This window comes from Bartonella bovis 91-4, assembly GCF_000384965.1.
Classification (GTDB): domain Bacteria; phylum Pseudomonadota; class Alphaproteobacteria; order Rhizobiales; family Rhizobiaceae; genus Bartonella; species Bartonella bovis.
The window spans coordinates 864,472-881,417 of the sequence record NZ_CM001844.1; the positions used below are offsets into that span (position 1 = coordinate 864,472).

A 16,946-nucleotide genomic window follows, 5' to 3' on the forward strand; every position below is an offset into this window, starting at 1 on the left:
AATCCTAAAAATTTAGAAAAAAATGTTTACTATTTATTTTATCAATCATTTTTAGCACTACGAGCAATTCTAATTCCTAAATCAGATAGCTGTACAGCAGAAACTTGAGATGGAGCACTCATTAAAAGGTCAAGCGCTTGTTGATTCATAGGAAATAAAGAAATTTCACGTAGATTTTTTACACCTTGTAAAAGCATTACAATACGGTCAATACCAGCCGCCATACCACCATGAGGTGGAGCACCATAATGAAATGCACGATAAAGACCACCAAAACGTTCTTCGACCACCTCTTCACAAAGACCTGCAAGCTTAAAAATCTTCAACATCATTTCTGGTGAATGATTACGGATTCCACCTGACGCAATCTCATAACCATTACAAACAAGATCATACTGAAAAGCTTTGATAGTGAGAGGATCTTGACAATCAATAGCCTCTTCTCCTCCCTGAGGCATTGAAAAAGGATTATGTGCAAAATCAATCTTTTTCTCATCCTCATTCCATTCAAAAAATGGGAAATCAACAATCCATGCTAAAGAAAAACATTCACGATCAATAAGATCTAACTCCTCTCCTACTCGTGTCCGCGCAGCACCAGCAAAAGATGCAAATTTTTTCGGATTTCCTGCAACAAAAAAACAGGCATCACCACTTTCAAGTCCAAGTTGCACACGAATAGCTTCAGTTCTCTGCTCACCAATATTTTTAGCGATAGGGCCAGCTCCCTCAAAGATTCCATTTTCTTGACGCCAAAAAATATAGCCGAGACCAGGCTGCCCCTCACCTTGCGCCCACGTATTCATACGATCACAAAAAGCACGACTACCACCTGTTTTAGCGGGAATAGCCCATACCTGTGCATGTTTGTCATTAGCTAAAATCTGAGCAAAAACCTTAAAATCAGAATCGTAAAAATGTTGAGAAACAATTTCCATAATAATTGGATTACGTAAATCAGGCTTATCCGAACCATATTTTTGAATTGCTTCATCGTATGAAATACGAGGAAAATTTTGCGTCACAGACTTTCCATCTGCAAACTTTTCAAAAACAGAACGTATAATGGGTTCCATCGTTGCAAGAACATCTTCCTGCTCAACAAAACTCATTTCAATATCTAATTGATAAAACTCACCTGGCAAACGATCTGCACGTGGATCTTCATCTCTAAAACATGGAGCTATTTGAAAATAACGATCAAAACCAGAAACCATCAATAATTGTTTATACTGCTGAGGTGCTTGAGGTAGTGCATAAAACTTTCCTTGATGTATACGACTTGGAACCAAAAAATCACGTGCTCCTTCTGGTGATGATGCTGTTAAAAGTGGAGTCGTAAATTCTGTAAAGGCACAATCTTGCATATGCTTTCTTATGGAAGCAATAATTTCAGTGCGACGCATTATATTCTTGTGCATAGTTGTTCGACGCAAATCAAGAAAACGATATTTCAATCGAATATCTTCTGGGTAATCAGGTTCGCCAAAAACTGGTAAAGGAAGTTCATCAGATTTTGAAAGAATTTCCACCTCACTCGCAAAAACTTCAACCTCACCCGTTGGTAAAGCGGCATTAATAACCTCATCAGCACGTACACGTACTTCTCCATCCACGCGAATAACTGATTCAGCACGTACCTTCTCAACAGTTTTTAAAGCAGGTGAGTGAGGATCAACAACAATCTGTGTAATTCCAAAATGGTCTCGTAGATCAATAAAAAGAATTCCGCCATGGTCACGAACACGATAAACCCACCCTGAAAGACGGACTTGTATTCCTACATCACATTTACGAAGTGCGGCGCAATTATGACTGCGATAACGGTGCATAGTTTTCTGCCTTTAAATTATAATTGTTGTCATACGCGTTACAAACGATTTTTGGCAGCTACTTGTCAAGATATCCCCCCAAAAACCTAGAAAAAAAATACAATAAAAGACAAATTTAACCTATTTATGCTATAATGAAGTAATGAAACTTATTACACAAACAACAGAACTTGAAATTGCAATTGCCACTTTAAGTAATTCTGATTTTGTAACCGTAGATACTGAATTTATCCGCGAAACAACTTTCTGGCCTCAACTGTGCTTGATTCAGCTTGCATCTCTAAATACTACAATACTTATTGACCCAATGGTACCAGATATTAATCTACAATCATTTTTTAACCTGATGGTAGATGAAAAAATTGTTAAAGTTTTTCACGCTGCACGCCAAGATATAGAAACTATTTATCATCTCGGAGGAATCATTCCCTACCCTCTATTTGATACTCAAATAGCAGGATCAATTTGTGGATTTGGTGATTCTATCTCCTATGATCAAATTGTACAACGCTGCACCGGACATCATATTGACAAATCATCTCGCTTTACAGATTGGAGCCACCGCCCCCTTTCTGAAAAACAATTGCTTTATGCACTTGCTGATGTAACTTATTTAAGAGACGTTTATCTTTCATTAAAAAAGAAATTAGAAAAAAACAAACGAACCCACTGGATGAATGATGAACTTGAGATTCTTTTAACACCGACAACCTACGATATACCAGAAGAAGACGCATGGAAAAAAGTGAAAGGAAAAGTTAAAGCCCCTCGTGAACTGGCTGTGTTACAAAAAGTCGCTGCTTGGCGTGAACGTGAAGCACGTAAACATAATGTTCCGCGCCGTCATATTATGAAAGATGAATGCCTTATAGAACTTGCTATTCAACAACCAAAAGACGAACTTGAACTAAAACGTTTACGCAGCTTAAAAAAAAGCGGACATCACCCCTCAACCACACAGACATTAATTAAAGCTATCCACGAAAGTTTTGAAGTTGACATTGCTTCTTTACCTGACCTTCCCAAGCATAATCCCATTCATGATAAAACAGCTGCTGCAATTGACCTACTTAAAGTATTATTAAAACTTGTTGCAAATGAAAACAATATTGCTCCTAAGGTTATCGCAACTTCCAATGATTTAGAAAAAATCGTTCATGGTGGTATAACAGAAAATATCCCTGCTATGAATGGTTGGCGTTATGAAATATTTGGCCAAAAAGCAGAACAAATGCTAAAAGGCCAACTAGCATTTTATTTTCATAATGGAGAAATAACAACTAAGCAGCTTTAATTTGAAAAAGGTATATCTATATAGAGATACACCCATTAAACAATATAATAAGTCTGAATGTATTATAATTTTATCAAAGACAAAACTCATTCTATCTATAAAAGAATCATGAAATTTCAAATGTCAGAGGTAATTTTGTTATTTTCGATAATTGTTTCAATCGCCCCAAAGGCCGTTCTCCTATTAAATCAGCATGACGCATTGGAATGCGCAATATAACATGATCTTGTTTTTTCTGCCATAATAGATCAAGTAAAATACCTGTAGTAAAAGCGCTAAAAAGATTAGCAATACGCATAACCCCCCCAAGAATACGTGCCTTTTCAACCATATCACAAGTCGCTAATTTAAGAACATCTGGAATTTCTTTATCGGCAAATAAACCCGCATTACGAAAAAAAATAGCTAATGCAGCATAAATGCGCCCTTCATGAGAAATCCCTGGGTAGGATCCTAACGCTATCTGGTTAGCTGCTTCATTACCTCGATAATCTGGATGTATACGCCAACCAATATCAGAAAGAAGACAAGAAGCTTTACGATAACGATATTCATCTTCAGTTTCTGAAATTCCAAAAGTTTCAAATGCATTTGTAGTAAAACTAATAAGTTCATCTGCCTGCTTTGGTGAGCGTGCCCGTAAAATAGCCATCTCTTTACACGCTACAATTAAAGGATCAGAAATGCGAACTTCTTGCAATAATTGTGAATAGAGAAAACCTTCACGAACTCCAGCGCCAGAAAAAACTATTTTTTTAAAACCTATATACTGGATAAGTTCAATAAGAACGACCGCTCCATAAGCTAAAAGTTGACGACGATTTTTTGAAATAGCTGAAATACCTTTCAAGTTATCAATATTATCGCTAACTACACGGTACAAAAAATCTTTCATCTCAAGTGCATCAACTTCATAGCCGTGAACAACAGGTAACAAATAATGTTTAGCTGCCATATGAAGTTTTGCTAGATTACGCCATGTACCACCTATTGCATAAAAATAAGATGGCATACTTTTATGCATAAAAGAAGCTTCATAAAGTTTTTCATGAGCGATCTTTGCTGCTGCAGCAATATTGTTATTAGACATATACTGCAGCCGCAAACTACCCAATGGTAGTGTTATCCCTTCACCTAAGTTAGAATCACAGACATTAATAAGTTCAAGACTTCCACCACCAAGATCACCAGAAACACCATTTGGCCGATAAAAGGTGGAAATAACTCCATAAGCGGAATAAACCGCCTCTTCATTTCCTGAAAGAATGCGTACTCTATCGTGTAAGATTTTTTCAGCACTTTGAATAAAAGCTTCCCCATTTTTAGCCTCTCGCACTGCTGCTGTTGCTAAAGCGTGAATCTTATCTACACCAATTTGTTGGCAAAGTGCACAAAATCGTTTTAATGTGTGCAACACCATTTCAGTTGATTTTTCTTCTAAAAAGCCAGTTTTTGTAACACCTTGACCAAGGCCACAAAGAATTTTTTCATTAAATAAAACTGTTGGTGAGCGTACAAGACCTTCATAAACAACAAGCCGAACAGAGTTTGAACCAATATCGATCACAGCAACGGGTTTACGCCTTTTAAGCCGACCTTGAGCATTTGTATATGTCATTGATATCTCAGTCTTTATCTATCTTTTTTTTCTGCCGACGCAATGCAATTAAACGTAAAGCAGAAGACTTAAAAGATTTGCCCCCCTCAAAAAGACTTGCATTGGTCATAAAATACTCCTGCGCATTAAATGGTTTTTCACCTTTTAACGGTATTATACGTTTTGATGTTCCATCACTCAATATATCAAAGCTTTGTTGGTTATCAATAATATTAGCCAACATAATTTGTAAAAGAATTTGTTGATGAACTGCCTTATTAAAAATTGGAATCAATACTTCAATACGATGATCAAGATTACGTGTCATCATATCGGCTGAACCAAAATAAACTATGGTATTTTCACTCGGTAAATCTTCACCATTACCAAAACAGAAAATACGGCTATGTTCAAGAAATCGCCCTATTATTGATTTTACACGAATATTATTCGAAATTCCTGGAATACCAGGTCTTAAACAACATATACTACGGACAACTAAATCAATCTCTACACCGGCTTGACTGGCGTGATATAAAGCATCAATAATTTCAGGATCAACCAACGAATTTACTTTCATCCAAATAGCAGCAGGTCGCCCTTGTTGCGCATTGATAGTTTCCTCTTCGATATGCTCAAGAATACGATTGCGCAATGTTAATGGAGAAAAAGCAATTTTCATTGCTTCCTTTGGTTGTTTATATTGAGTAATATAATCAAAAAGTAATGCAACATCATGACCAATGCCATCATCAGTGGTAAAAAAAGAAAGATCAGTGTAAATTTTAGCGGTAACTGGATGATAATTACCCGTTCCAAGGTGCACATAAAAGCGAAGACGATTATTCTCTTCACGTCTCACTACTAAAGACATTTTAGCATGTGTTTTAAGCTCAATAAAACCAAAAACAACTTTAACACCCGCACGTTCAAGATCACGTGCCCAACGAATATTAGCTTCTTCATCAAAACGTGCTTTAAGTTCCACCAAAGCGATCACTGATTTACCCTGTTTGGCAGCATCAATCAAAGCACCAATAATCGGACTATCATTCGATGTACGATAAAGAGTTTGCTTGATCTCAATAACATCAGGATCTTGAGCAGCTTGACGTAAAAAATGCACAACAAAATTAAATGACTCATAAGGATGGTGAATAATAATATCACTTTCACGAATAACTGCAAAACAATCACCATTATACTTACGAATACGTTCAGGAAAATAAGGATTATAAGGAACAAACTTCAAATCATCACGTGGGATAGAAGCAATTTCTGATATCATATCAAGCGCTAACAACCCATTTAAAGTACTGATACAATTATCAGGAACTGCAAGTTCATTTGTTATAAATTGACGCAAATCTTCAGGTGTTTTTACATCAAATTCAATTCGAATGACTTGCCCACGATGACGTTTTTTAAGTGCAGTTTCAAAAAGGTGAACAAGATCTTCAGCCTCTTCTTCTACCTCTATATCACTATCACGGATAATTCTAAATATACCTTTTCCCTTAACTTCATAACCAGGAAATAAATGGCTAACAAAAAGACCAATAACATCTTCAAACGCAATAAAACGAAAACTATTTTTCTCTTGGGGAAGTAGAATAAAACGTTTCAGATCAGTCGGTATATACAATAATGCTGTTACAAGGCGTTGATCAACATGACGCGATAATTGGAATACAATAGAAAGCCTTAAATTAGGAATAAACGGAAAAGAGCAAGAAGAATCAATGAATAAGGGCATTAAAATAGGAAGAATCGTGTTAAGAAAATGTTTTTCAAGCCATAATTTTTCAATTTTTGAAAGGCTATCAGAGCAAATAATTTCAATATTATTTTGTTTTAATTCATGACGTAAAATGCAAAATTTTTGTTGTTGATTAGTTTGCAGATATGAAATCTCAGCTAATATAAAATCAAGTTGTTCCTGCGGGGTGCGTCCATCTGCACTGCACTCTACAATCCCTGCACAAATTTGACCAACAAGACCAGCAACACGGACCATAAAAAACTCATCAAGATTAGTCGCTGAAATCGCAAGAAAACGTAGGCGCTCTAATAAAGGATGCTTCGAATTAGCAGCCTCCATTAACACACGATTATTAAATTCTAACCACGAAAATTCTCGATTAATAAATCGTGCTGGATCTTGCATTGTTATATTTTGAGTAGCAATTTGATCCGTTACCGTCTGTTTCATATACCTCAGATAATCCGCCTTTATATTAATTTAAAATAATTAGAAGAATCCTCATTTGCAAATTGTCCTAAAAAGCATCTTGCATTATAGTGGATTTGATTACAAACTAATAAAGTTAACGTGTGATTTAAAATATTTAATCCCAATCACGTCTTATCAGACAATTTATCTGGAGGCTTGTACACAATGTCCGACCACAATATTCCCTATTTCCAAAATGACCGTGGATATAAAATAATTGAAATTGGTGTAAAAGAATTCATGTGCGTAGGTGCTACAGAACCATTTGATCATCCTCATATTTTTATTGATATGGGAGCAGATGACGAAAAAATTTGTCCTTATTGCTCAACACTTTACCGTTATAATCATTCATTGTCTTTTGACCAAACAAATCCTGTAGGATGCATATATCACGTAAATAATCCTCTATAACTTTTAATGCAAATGGCTATTATTGATCAACCGCCAATCATTATCGGAGCAGGAATTGCTGGTTTAAGTTCTGCCTTAGCACTCGCTCAGAAGGGAATTGCAAGTACTCTTATTGAAAAATGTAAACAACTCGATAGTGCAGGCGCTGGTATTCAACTCACCCCAAATGCAACACGCATTCTTGCCCGCTGGGGAGTTCTAAAAAAATTAATCGAATTAGGTCTTAAACCGCATTTTCTTGAGCTAAAAGACGGTATATCTTTAAAAACGTATTTTCATGTTGATCTTATCAATTTATCTGAAAAACGCTGGAAAGCTCCTTATATTACGATTCATCGAGCTAATTTGCAGAAAGTTTTATACAATGCTGTTCTTGAAAACCCTCTTATCACATGCAAATTAGGTGAAAATATCGTATCGTCTACTCCAACTACAAATCACAGTATTAATATAGAAACTATAAAAGTAAAAGAATTAACTAAGCAATTTTATTCAACATCACTTCTTATTGGGTGCGATGGCGTTTGGTCAAAATTACGCCAACTTGCCCCTTTTTATGAAATGGCAGATTTTAGTGGTTTAATTGCTTGGCGTGCAACGGCAACATTCGAAAATCTTCCTCAAAATTTTTGTTCTTTATTACAAAATATCAAAACAATTACTGCATGGATGGGACCTAAAAACCATCTTGTTGTCTACCCCATTCAATCAGCAAAAATTTTTAACTTTGTAGCTATCACTCATGGAGATAATTCACAAAAAGAATGGAATCAAAAAGGAGATAAAGAAAAGCTCAAAGCCCTTTTCAATAACTGGAATCTTAAAATCCTTGAAATTTTTGATCATATTGACAATTGGAATTATTGGCCACTGTTTCAAATGAATTATGATCGTTTTGTAGGTTTAAAACATCAAATATTCGTTGGTGATTGTGCGCACGCCGCCTTACCTTTTGCAGCACAAGGCGCTGCTATGGCAATAGAAGACGCTGCCACATTAGCAGAAGTACTCTCAATCAGTGACCTTTCACTCACTGAAGCCATTTCACTTTATGAAAAAATACGCAAGCCCCGCGTTACAGCCATAAAAAAACGTGGAGATTTTAATAGACTAGTCTATCACGCAACTGGTCCTTTAGCAGTTGCACGCAACTTTATAATGAAAATTCGTTCATCAGAAAATATTATATCCGACCTTGACTGGCTTTACACTTATGATGCCATGAATCTGGCAAAAAATAACATTTAAAAATAATATAGTAAAAAATTACAAAATCTGCACTCTAAATAACAGTCACTTCACTGTTTTTTTAACTCAACTCTACATTGATCACACCATGAATTGCTTTTATAGCATTCGCTACTTGTAAATTCACCTTGTATCGCTTTGGAAGCATAACTTCAACTTCCCGTAACCCATCTTCTTGAATTAGAATAAACGCTACTTCTCCATTGCCACCAAATTTTAAATATTGCTCAATTTGTGGAAGAATATCTGCTGCTTTTACAAAAACGCGCATTGTTTTACGATCCCTTATTGATTCTTTTTCTAAGGACTGAACAGTTTCAATACGTAAACCAATTCCTTCAGAGCGATCTTCTGCAATCACTGTAACAATAAAAGATTTTCCCGGTTTTAACATATCCTCATAAATAGAAAGCCCCTCAGAAAATATAACTGCCTCATAGTGCCCACTTGTATCAGAAAATTGGATAACACCCATTTTCTTACCAGATTTTGTTTTACGAATTTGTTTTGCCACAACAGTCCCAGCAAGCCGAGCAGCAGTTGCACCTTTTTTAACTGCATCAGCAAAATCACTCCAAATTTGAACGCGTTTTTTCGTAAGAATAGTTTGATACTCATCCAAAGGATGAGCAGAAAAATAAAAACCTATTACCTGAAATTCATGATGAAGTTTTTCGGCCAAAGACCATGGAGATGCTTGCGATAAAATCAAAGGTTCTTTCGGCCCACCCATCATTCCAAATATATCAGTCTGCCCACTAGAATTATTATCCAGAATACGAATAGCACGCGCATTAAGAGTTCCAAGACTTGCCAATAAGACCTCACGTGTAACCTGAAAACAATCAAGAGCACCTGCATAAATCAAACTTTCCATCGCACGTTTATTAACAATACGAGGATCAATACGCTCACAAAAATCTTCCAGATCTTTAAAAGGCTTATCTCCCCGACAAGCAACAATATGATCAACCACTAAATCCCCTATACCTTTAATTGCAGCAAGGGAATAATAAATACATTCTTCACCAATTTCAAAAACACGACACGATGTTTGTACGCAAGGTGCAATAACCTCAATTCCTAGCCTTAATGCTTCGCGTCGAAAATCATTCAATTTATCCGTATTTGTCATATCACATGTCATGGAAGCAGCTAAAAATTCAACTGGATAGTGTGCTTTCATATAAGCTGTTTGATATGAAACAATTGCATAAGCGGCAGCATGCGATTTATTAAAACCATAGTCTGCAAATTTTGCCAAAAGGTCGAAAATAATATCAGCCTGATCTTTATCAATACCGCCATCAACAGCACCACTTACAAAACGTGTACGCTGTTTTTGCATTTCCTTGTGGATCTTTTTACCCATAGCTCGGCGCAATAAATCTGCTTCTCCAAGAGAATAACCAGAAAGTACCTGCGCAATCTGCATAACCTGTTCTTGATAAACAATAACACCTTGTGTCTCTTTAACCAGGTGATCTATTTTAGGGTGAATAGAAATAATTTCCTCTTTCCCATGTTTTCGTGCATTATATGTTGGAATATTCTCCATTGGACCAGGGCGATAAAGTGCTACAAGTGCAATAATATCTTCAATGCGGTCTGGCTTCATCCCAATAAGTGCCTTACGCATACCAGAACTTTCAACTTGAAATACACCAACTGTCTCACCACGTGCTAACATAGTATAAGTCGTTTCATCATTAAGAGAGATATTCGACAAATCTATTTTTACACCTTTTCGTGCAACAAAATCCGTAACCATTTTTAAAACAGTAAGTGTTTTTAAACCAAGAAAATCAAATTTTACCAAACCAGCTTGCTCAACACATTTCATATTAAATTGGGTAACTGGCATATCAGAACGTGGATCACGATACATTGGTACGAGCTCTGACAACGGTCTATCGCCGATAACAATTCCTGCAGCATGAGTTGATGCATGGCGATAAAGCCCTTCAAGCTGAAGCGCTATATCCAACATACGCCCAATAACAGGATTCTTCTTCTTTTCTTCCTTAAATTTAGGTTCATCTCGAATAGCCACCGCTAATTCAACATTACTACCAGGCATAGCAGGAACCAATTTGGTAAGGTAATCAACCTGACTATAAGGCACTTCCAAAACACGTCCAACATCACGTAACACCGCACGTGCCTGTAATTTACCAAATGTAATAATTTGAGCTACTTGATCACGACCATATTTTTCCTGAACGTAATGAATAACCTCCTCCCGTCGATCTTGACAAAAGTCGATATCAAAATCTGGCATGGAAATACGATCTGGATTGAGAAAACGCTCAAACAAGAGAGAAAAGCGTAAAGGATCAACATCGGTGATAGTTAAAGCATAAGCAACAAGTGAACCAGCGCCAGAGCCACGCCCTGGACCGACAGGAATATCATGGATTTTTGCCCATTTTATAAAATCCGAAACGATAAGAAAATAACCCGGAAACTGCATACGTGTAATAACTGAAATTTCATAATCCAGTCGTTGCTCATAATCTTCAACTGTATAACCTTCAGCCAAACCAATTGTTTCAAGACGCATTTTTAAACCAGCTTTAGCCTGATTTAATAATTCCTTAGCTTCTTCCTCTAAAGCAGAATCTGGATCTACAGATCGCTCTGTAAAACGGGGTAAAATAGGCTTTCGAGTTGGTACAAAAGTATGACAACGTAACGCAATTTCAACGCTATTTTCTAAAGCTTCCGGAAGATCAGAAAATAATGAAATCATTTCATCTTGTGACTTCAAATAATGATCTGGCGTTACACGCCTGCGATTTGGATTAGAAACAATCTGCCCCTCTGCTACGGCCATCAACGCATCATGAGCCTCGTACCCTTCTTTATTCAGAAAAAAAGCTTCATTAGTTGCAACAAGAGGAATTTCATGCGCATAAGCTAATTCAACAAGTGCAGCTTCAACTTTCCGATCGTAAGAACTATGTCGTTGTAATTCAACATAAAGACGATCACCAAAAATTTGCTTCAAATAAGTTAAATACTCAACAGCCCGCTCTTTTTTATTTTCTGTTAAAGCCAAATTAATAGGGCCACTGCCCCCCCCAGTTAATGCAATAATTCCTTCATTTTGTGATAATAGCCAATCAGCCTTAATATGAGGAGGATCCGTATCATGCTTATCAAGATAAGCGCGACTAACAAGGCGAATTAAATGAGCATAACCTACTTCGCTAGCAGCAAATAATACAATAGAAGCAAAATCAGAAGGGTGACGAGGTTTGGTTAAACGTGGATCATAATTTTCACGGTCAAAATCAATCGCAAGCTGACAACCAATGATAGGTTGAATACCATCTGTAAAACAATACTGAGAAAATTCTAAAGCACCAAATAAATTATTCGTATCTGTAATAGCTATTGCTGGTGCATTATCAGAAATTGCATGCTGAATAATTTGCCTAATTTTCAAAGCCCCTTCAAGAAGCGAATAAGCTGAATGCACCCTCAAATGAATAAAGCGAGGAAGAGAATTTTTATCTTTTAGTATTTTTCTTTCTTTTGCTGGCATTTTCACAATTTCCCATTACAACATAAATGCCAAATTGTAACTATTATTTGTCTCATAATAAAAAGTGCTCTAGTTCCCCCATATTCAATTTATAGTTTTAGCATTATCGCATCCGGAAAGTACTCCAATTTTCTTCATATCAATATATAATATTACCAATATTAGCTACCCTTCTTGCTCTGTTCTTATCGTATTTGTTAATTTATTTTTTTATTCTTTCTATCCAAGGCTTAAAATTAAAAATAATGCAATTTATTCTCACAAACTAAGTAATTTATCCCCAAAAAGCTCTTTTAAAGTACTAGAAAAAATAAAAAGAGAAGGCTAAATTTCCTTATGTATTCAAACCTCTTTAATCTTCTTTCAACCTCCATTCGCACTCTTCCAGGAGTGAACCCCAAAATATATGCCTTACTGGCTAAAGTTTTAAACGTCAATCTCTCACAACGTGAACCGACCATAATTGAACTGCTCCAACTCATGCCTCATTCTGTTATAGACCGAAGAATGCGGCCTGATATTGCTTTTGCACCAACAGGAAAAATTGTTACTCTTGAAATCATAATTGATCAACACCGACCGCCACCAAATAGCAATAACCGATCACCTTATCGTGTCATTGGTCATGATAAAACAGGAAACATAAATTTAGTGTTTTTTCACGCTCAACATTCTTGGTTAGAAAAACAGCTTCCTGAAGGAAAAAAAGTAATTGTATCAGGGAAAGTTGAACGGTTTAATGGACAGCTTTCAATAGTTCACCCTGATCATATAGCACCCAGCGAAAAGCTAAATCAGATGCCACTAATCGAACCTATTTATCCTTCTACCGCTGGACTATCGGCAAGAGCACTAAAACGTGCAATGCAAGGTGCTCTTGAGCGTATTCCTCTTTTGCCAGAATGGATAGAGGAAAACTTTAAAAAACAGCAACAATTTTCTTCTTTCTCTGATTCTTTGCATCGTATTCATGCACCCACAGACCCTAACGATTTAGCTTTAAAAAGTGAAGCACGTCAACGTCTTGCCTACGATGAACTTCTTGCTGGTCAGCTAGCTCTTGGTCTTGTACGTTTAAAAACAAAATCTCTTTCAGGTGCCTCTCGCCCACCAACAGGCATTTATACAGAAAAACTGCTTGAAGCCTTACCCTTTCAACTGACAAATACACAAAAGCAAGCAATACAAGATATTGCAAACGATTTAGCCTCACCTGAACCTATGTTAAGACTTCTCCAAGGTGACGTAGGAACAGGAAAAACTGTGGTTGCACTAATAGCAATGGCGCAAATTGCTGAAAATTCAGGTCAGTCTGCCTTAATGGCACCTACAGAAGTGCTTGCACAACAACATTTTACTATGATTGCCCCTCTTGCTGAAAAAATTGGTTTACAAACAGTTCTTTTAACTGGGCGAGAAAAAGGAAAATCGCGCATCAATATCCTTGGGGACATTTTGTCAGGAAAAACTTCTATTATCATCGGCACCCACGCCTTGATACAAAAAAATGTTACTTATAATAATCTTGCTTTAACCATTATTGATGAGCAGCATCGTTTTGGAGTAAATCAACGTCTTGCCCTTACAGAAAAAGGTCATAAACCTGATATATTAGTAATGACAGCTACCCCTATTCCACGCACGCTGGTATTAACAACCTTTGGTGATATGGATGTATCAAAAATTACAGAAAAGCCAATTGGACGAAAACCAATCACTACAGCAATCCTTCCCTTGGAACGGATCGATGAACTTATAGAGCGAATTGCAGTTGCATTAGAAAAAGGAGAAAAACTTTATTGGATCTGCCCCTTGGTAGAAGAATCAGAAAACTTTCAACTTACTTCGATTGAAAACCGTTTTGCCATTCTCCATAAACGATTTGGTGCACGTGTTGGTATGATACATGGAAAAATGTCCACCGCTAAAAAAAATGCAGCAATAGCATCTTTTAAATGTGGAGAAACATGTATTTTAGTTGCAACTACAGTTATTGAAGTGGGAGTAGATATTCCTGATGCCTCAATCATCATAATTGAACATGCAGAGCATTTTGGTCTTTCTCAATTACACCAACTGCGCGGACGTGTTGGACGAGGAGAAAAAAAATCTTCCTGTATTTTATTATATAAAGCTCCACTTACAAAAATGGCTGCAACACGTCTTAATATTATACGTAATACAGAAGATGGTTTTAAAATTGCTGAAGAAGATTTGCGTTTGCGAGGAGAAGGTGAGCTTTTAGGAACACGACAATCTGGTATGCCTGAGTTTCACATAGCAAACCTTACAGTGCACCATAAGCTTTTGTTAATGGCAAGAAAGGATGCACAGTTATTCCTGCAACACGATTCTGATTTTTCCTCACCACGAGGACAAGCTTTACGCTTACTTCTCTACCTTTTTGGACACGATGACGCTATTCAGCTTTTACGTTCAGGCTAATTTTTAAACATATTTACAAAAAAATCATCTAAAATTCTATTGCTGAACAAATTTAAATTATCCTAACAAGAGCATTTTTGCAAAAGCCTACGTGTAGATTAAATAAATATCTGAGTTTTAAAGAACAAAAAATTGGAAAATGAAATATATTATTTTACTCACACCTTTTTAAAAGAACTATCCTATTCCTTCTTAATAACCCAAACAGTAAATTGATAAATATTCTTATAGTAAAACAGACTTTAATTAGAAAATAAAACGCTCATTTTTGATAATGAATGCCAATTTTAAGCTATTATTGTATTATGACTTTTATTTTTAAGCAATTCTAACGCCTCTCAAAGAGATAAAATCATTTTTTATTCGACTGTTACTGATTTTGCCAAATTACGAGGTTGATCAACGTCTGTTCCCAATAAAACAGCTGTATGATAAGCGATTAATTGAATAGGCAAAGTATAAATAATAGGTGCAATAAATTCTGGAATCTCTGGCAAAATAATAGTCGACGAAGAACTAAAACGTGCGGCTTCCATTCCTCTTTTATCCGTTATCAAAATAATACGACCATTGCGCGCTACCACTTCTTGCATATTAGAAAAAGTTTTTTCAAACCATTTATCATAAGGTGCAATAACAATAACTGGTATTGTATTATCAACTAATGCAATCGGCCCATGTTTCAATTCACCTGCTGCATAACCTTCAGCGTGAATATAAGAAAGTTCTTTCAGTTTGAGTGCTCCCTCCAAAGCAATTGGGTAAGAAATACCACGCCCAAGATAAAGAACACTTTTTACATTCACTAAATCATGACAAATGCGTTCAATTGTGTTATCGAGTTTTAGAACCTCATTTAAAATTCGTGGCACCTCTGCTAACTGTTGAACTAACTGCTGTTCTACAGTTTCTAAAAGATGTCCACGTTGCTTAGCTGCACACAGAGCCATTGAAGCAAGTGTAGATAATTGACAGATAAAAGCTTTTGTTGAAGCAACACCAATTTCTGGACCAGCTAATGTTGGTAAAACAAAATCAGCTTCCCGTGCCATTGTTGATTGCTCAACATTCACAACTGTCGCTGTTTTGACACCGCAATCTCTACAATAACGCAAAGATGCTAATGTATCTGCTGTTTCACCAGACTGAGAAACAAATACCGACAATGTATCAGTTGTCATAGGTGGTTCCCGATAACGAAATTCAGAAGCCACATCATTATCAACACTTAAAGCAGCAAGGCTTTCAAACCAATAACGTGCAACTAAGGTTGAATAATAAGCAGTTCCACAACCTGCAAATAATAATCGGTTAACATTTTTCCAATCAATTGAATTTTCAAGTGGGCGAACCGTATAATTTCCAAGGTTAAGATAACGCGCTAAATTATGAGAAATAACATCAGGTTGTTCAAATATTTCTTTGCGCATAAAATGACGATGAGTACCTTTGGAAACCAACAAAGTTCCGTCATACAGTGTTGTAATAGGGCGTTTTGTCTGCTGACCATCTGCATTATAAATTGTTACCCCTTCACGCGTGAGAACAGCCAAATCCCCATTTTCCATATAACTTATACGATTTGTAAATGAAGCTAAAGCAATTGCATCTGATCCTACAAAAAATTCATCCTCACTATAGCCAATCACTAAAGGGGGGCCTGAACGAATAGCAATCATCAAATTATCTTCACCTTCGAAAATAAGAGCAATTGCAAAAGCACCTTTTAATTTTTTCCAACTTGTGCGCGACGCTTCTTGCGGAGAAAGCCCATCTTTTAATGCACGGGTAATTAAATGAGCAATAACTTCGGTATCAGTTTCCGTTTCAAAGGTATAACCATCTTCGATAAGTTCTTTTCGCAATTCTATAAAATTTTCAATAATACCATTATGCACAATTGCAAGCCGATCAGTCATATGGGGATGAGCATTGCGTTCTACAGGAATGCCATGTGTAGCCCAACGTGTATGACCAATCCCTAAATTACCTTTCAAAGGTGTGCCTTTTAGCTTTTCTTCTAAATGAGCTAACTTACCTTCAGCTCGAATACGATAAAGGTTCCTATTATAGACCGTTGCTAAACCAGATGAATCATAACCTCTATATTCAAGACGCTTCAAACCATCAATTAGATAGGATGCAACAGGTTTATTTCCAACAATTCCGATAATTCCGCACATTAGAAAACTCCAATCTACATCCTTAGATTTATAACAGTCCCAATAAATATTAGACTAACCCCATTTAAAATTTTAAGCGACCATATGAAATAGAATATGCCAATAATAAAAGGATAAATTTTTATCACAATTGTTTAGATCACCATAAAA

General features: G+C 36.3%; 9 protein-coding genes. 4 read left to right on the forward strand and 5 right to left on the reverse strand.

Annotation, left to right across the window (positions count from 1 at the left end):
• Positions 1 to 41 precede the first annotated feature (41 nt).
• Complete coding sequence (aspS, locus tag BBBE_RS03760) at positions 42 to 1,832, reverse strand: aspartate--tRNA ligase (protein ID WP_010701269.1); 1,791 nt, start codon at positions 1,830 to 1,832, stop codon at positions 42 to 44.
• Positions 1,833 to 1,974: 142 nt separating this feature from the next.
• Here aspS and rnd point away from each other — a divergent pair, with 142 nt between their 5' ends.
• The gene (gene rnd, locus BBBE_RS03765; RefSeq protein WP_010701270.1) at positions 1,975 to 3,126 is read left to right on the forward strand and encodes a ribonuclease D; all 1,152 of its coding nucleotides are present in this window, start codon (positions 1,975 to 1,977) and stop codon (positions 3,124 to 3,126) included.
• Between the two features lie 106 nt (positions 3,127 to 3,232).
• On the opposite strand, the gene ppx is transcribed toward rnd, so the two are convergent.
• A complete protein-coding gene (gene ppx / locus BBBE_RS03770) occupies positions 3,233 to 4,744 on the reverse strand; it encodes an exopolyphosphatase (protein ID WP_010701271.1) in 1,512 nt (503 codons plus the stop codon).
• Positions 4,745 to 4,751: 7 nt separating this feature from the next.
• Complete coding sequence (locus BBBE_RS03775; protein ID WP_010701272.1) at positions 4,752 to 6,935, reverse strand: RNA degradosome polyphosphate kinase; 2,184 nt, start codon at positions 6,933 to 6,935, stop codon at positions 4,752 to 4,754.
• Between the two features lie 186 nt (positions 6,936 to 7,121).
• On the opposite strand from BBBE_RS03775, the gene BBBE_RS03780 reads away from it, so the two are divergent.
• Both BBBE_RS03780 and BBBE_RS03785 read left to right on the forward strand, forming a co-directional pair.
• Positions 7,122 to 7,370, forward strand: a complete 249-nt coding sequence (locus BBBE_RS03780) for a zinc-finger domain-containing protein (RefSeq protein WP_010701273.1) — start codon at positions 7,122 to 7,124, stop codon at positions 7,368 to 7,370.
• A gap of 21 nt (positions 7,371 to 7,391) precedes the next feature.
• The gene (locus tag BBBE_RS03785; RefSeq protein WP_035464656.1) at positions 7,392 to 8,618 is read left to right on the forward strand and encodes an FAD-binding protein; all 1,227 of its coding nucleotides are present in this window, start codon (positions 7,392 to 7,394) and stop codon (positions 8,616 to 8,618) included.
• 61 nt (positions 8,619 to 8,679) lie between these two features.
• Here the strand turns inward: BBBE_RS03785 and dnaE are convergent, their stop codons facing one another.
• A complete protein-coding gene (gene dnaE / locus BBBE_RS03790) occupies positions 8,680 to 12,168 on the reverse strand; it encodes a DNA polymerase III subunit alpha (protein ID WP_010701275.1) in 3,489 nt (1,162 codons plus the stop codon).
• 336 nt (positions 12,169 to 12,504) lie between these two features.
• Here dnaE and recG point away from each other — a divergent pair, with 336 nt between their 5' ends.
• Entirely contained in the window at positions 12,505 to 14,613 is a 2,109-nt protein-coding gene (recG, locus tag BBBE_RS03795) for an ATP-dependent DNA helicase RecG (protein ID WP_010701276.1), read from the forward strand.
• 359 nt (positions 14,614 to 14,972) lie between these two features.
• Here recG and glmS read toward each other — a convergent pair whose 3' ends face one another.
• Positions 14,973 to 16,796 carry a glutamine--fructose-6-phosphate transaminase (isomerizing) gene (gene glmS, locus BBBE_RS03800; RefSeq protein ID WP_010701277.1) on the reverse strand — a complete coding sequence of 608 codons (1,824 nt, stop codon included), beginning with the start codon at positions 16,794 to 16,796 and terminating at the stop codon, positions 14,973 to 14,975.
• Between the last annotated feature and the right edge of the window lie 150 nt (positions 16,797 to 16,946).

What these genes read in the sequence shown, in the direction of transcription:
- aspS (WP_010701269.1), bottom strand. Translation starts at nt 1,832, where the DNA reads ATGCACCGTTATCGCAGTCATAATTGCGCCGCACTTCGTAAATGTGAT.
- rnd (WP_010701270.1), top strand. Translation starts at nt 1,975, where the DNA reads ATGAAACTTATTACACAAACAACAGAACTTGAAATTGCAATTGCCACT.
- ppx (WP_010701271.1), bottom strand. Translation starts at nt 4,744, where the DNA reads ATGACATATACAAATGCTCAAGGTCGGCTTAAAAGGCGTAAACCCGTT.
- BBBE_RS03775 (WP_010701272.1), bottom strand. Translation starts at nt 6,935, where the DNA reads ATGAAACAGACGGTAACGGATCAAATTGCTACTCAAAATATAACAATG.
- BBBE_RS03780 (WP_010701273.1), top strand. Translation starts at nt 7,122, where the DNA reads ATGTCCGACCACAATATTCCCTATTTCCAAAATGACCGTGGATATAAA.
- dnaE (WP_010701275.1), bottom strand. Translation starts at nt 12,168, where the DNA reads ATGCCAGCAAAAGAAAGAAAAATACTAAAAGATAAAAATTCTCTTCCT.
- recG (WP_010701276.1), top strand. Translation starts at nt 12,505, where the DNA reads ATGTATTCAAACCTCTTTAATCTTCTTTCAACCTCCATTCGCACTCTT.
- glmS (WP_010701277.1), bottom strand. Translation starts at nt 16,796, where the DNA reads ATGTGCGGAATTATCGGAATTGTTGGAAATAAACCTGTTGCATCCTAT.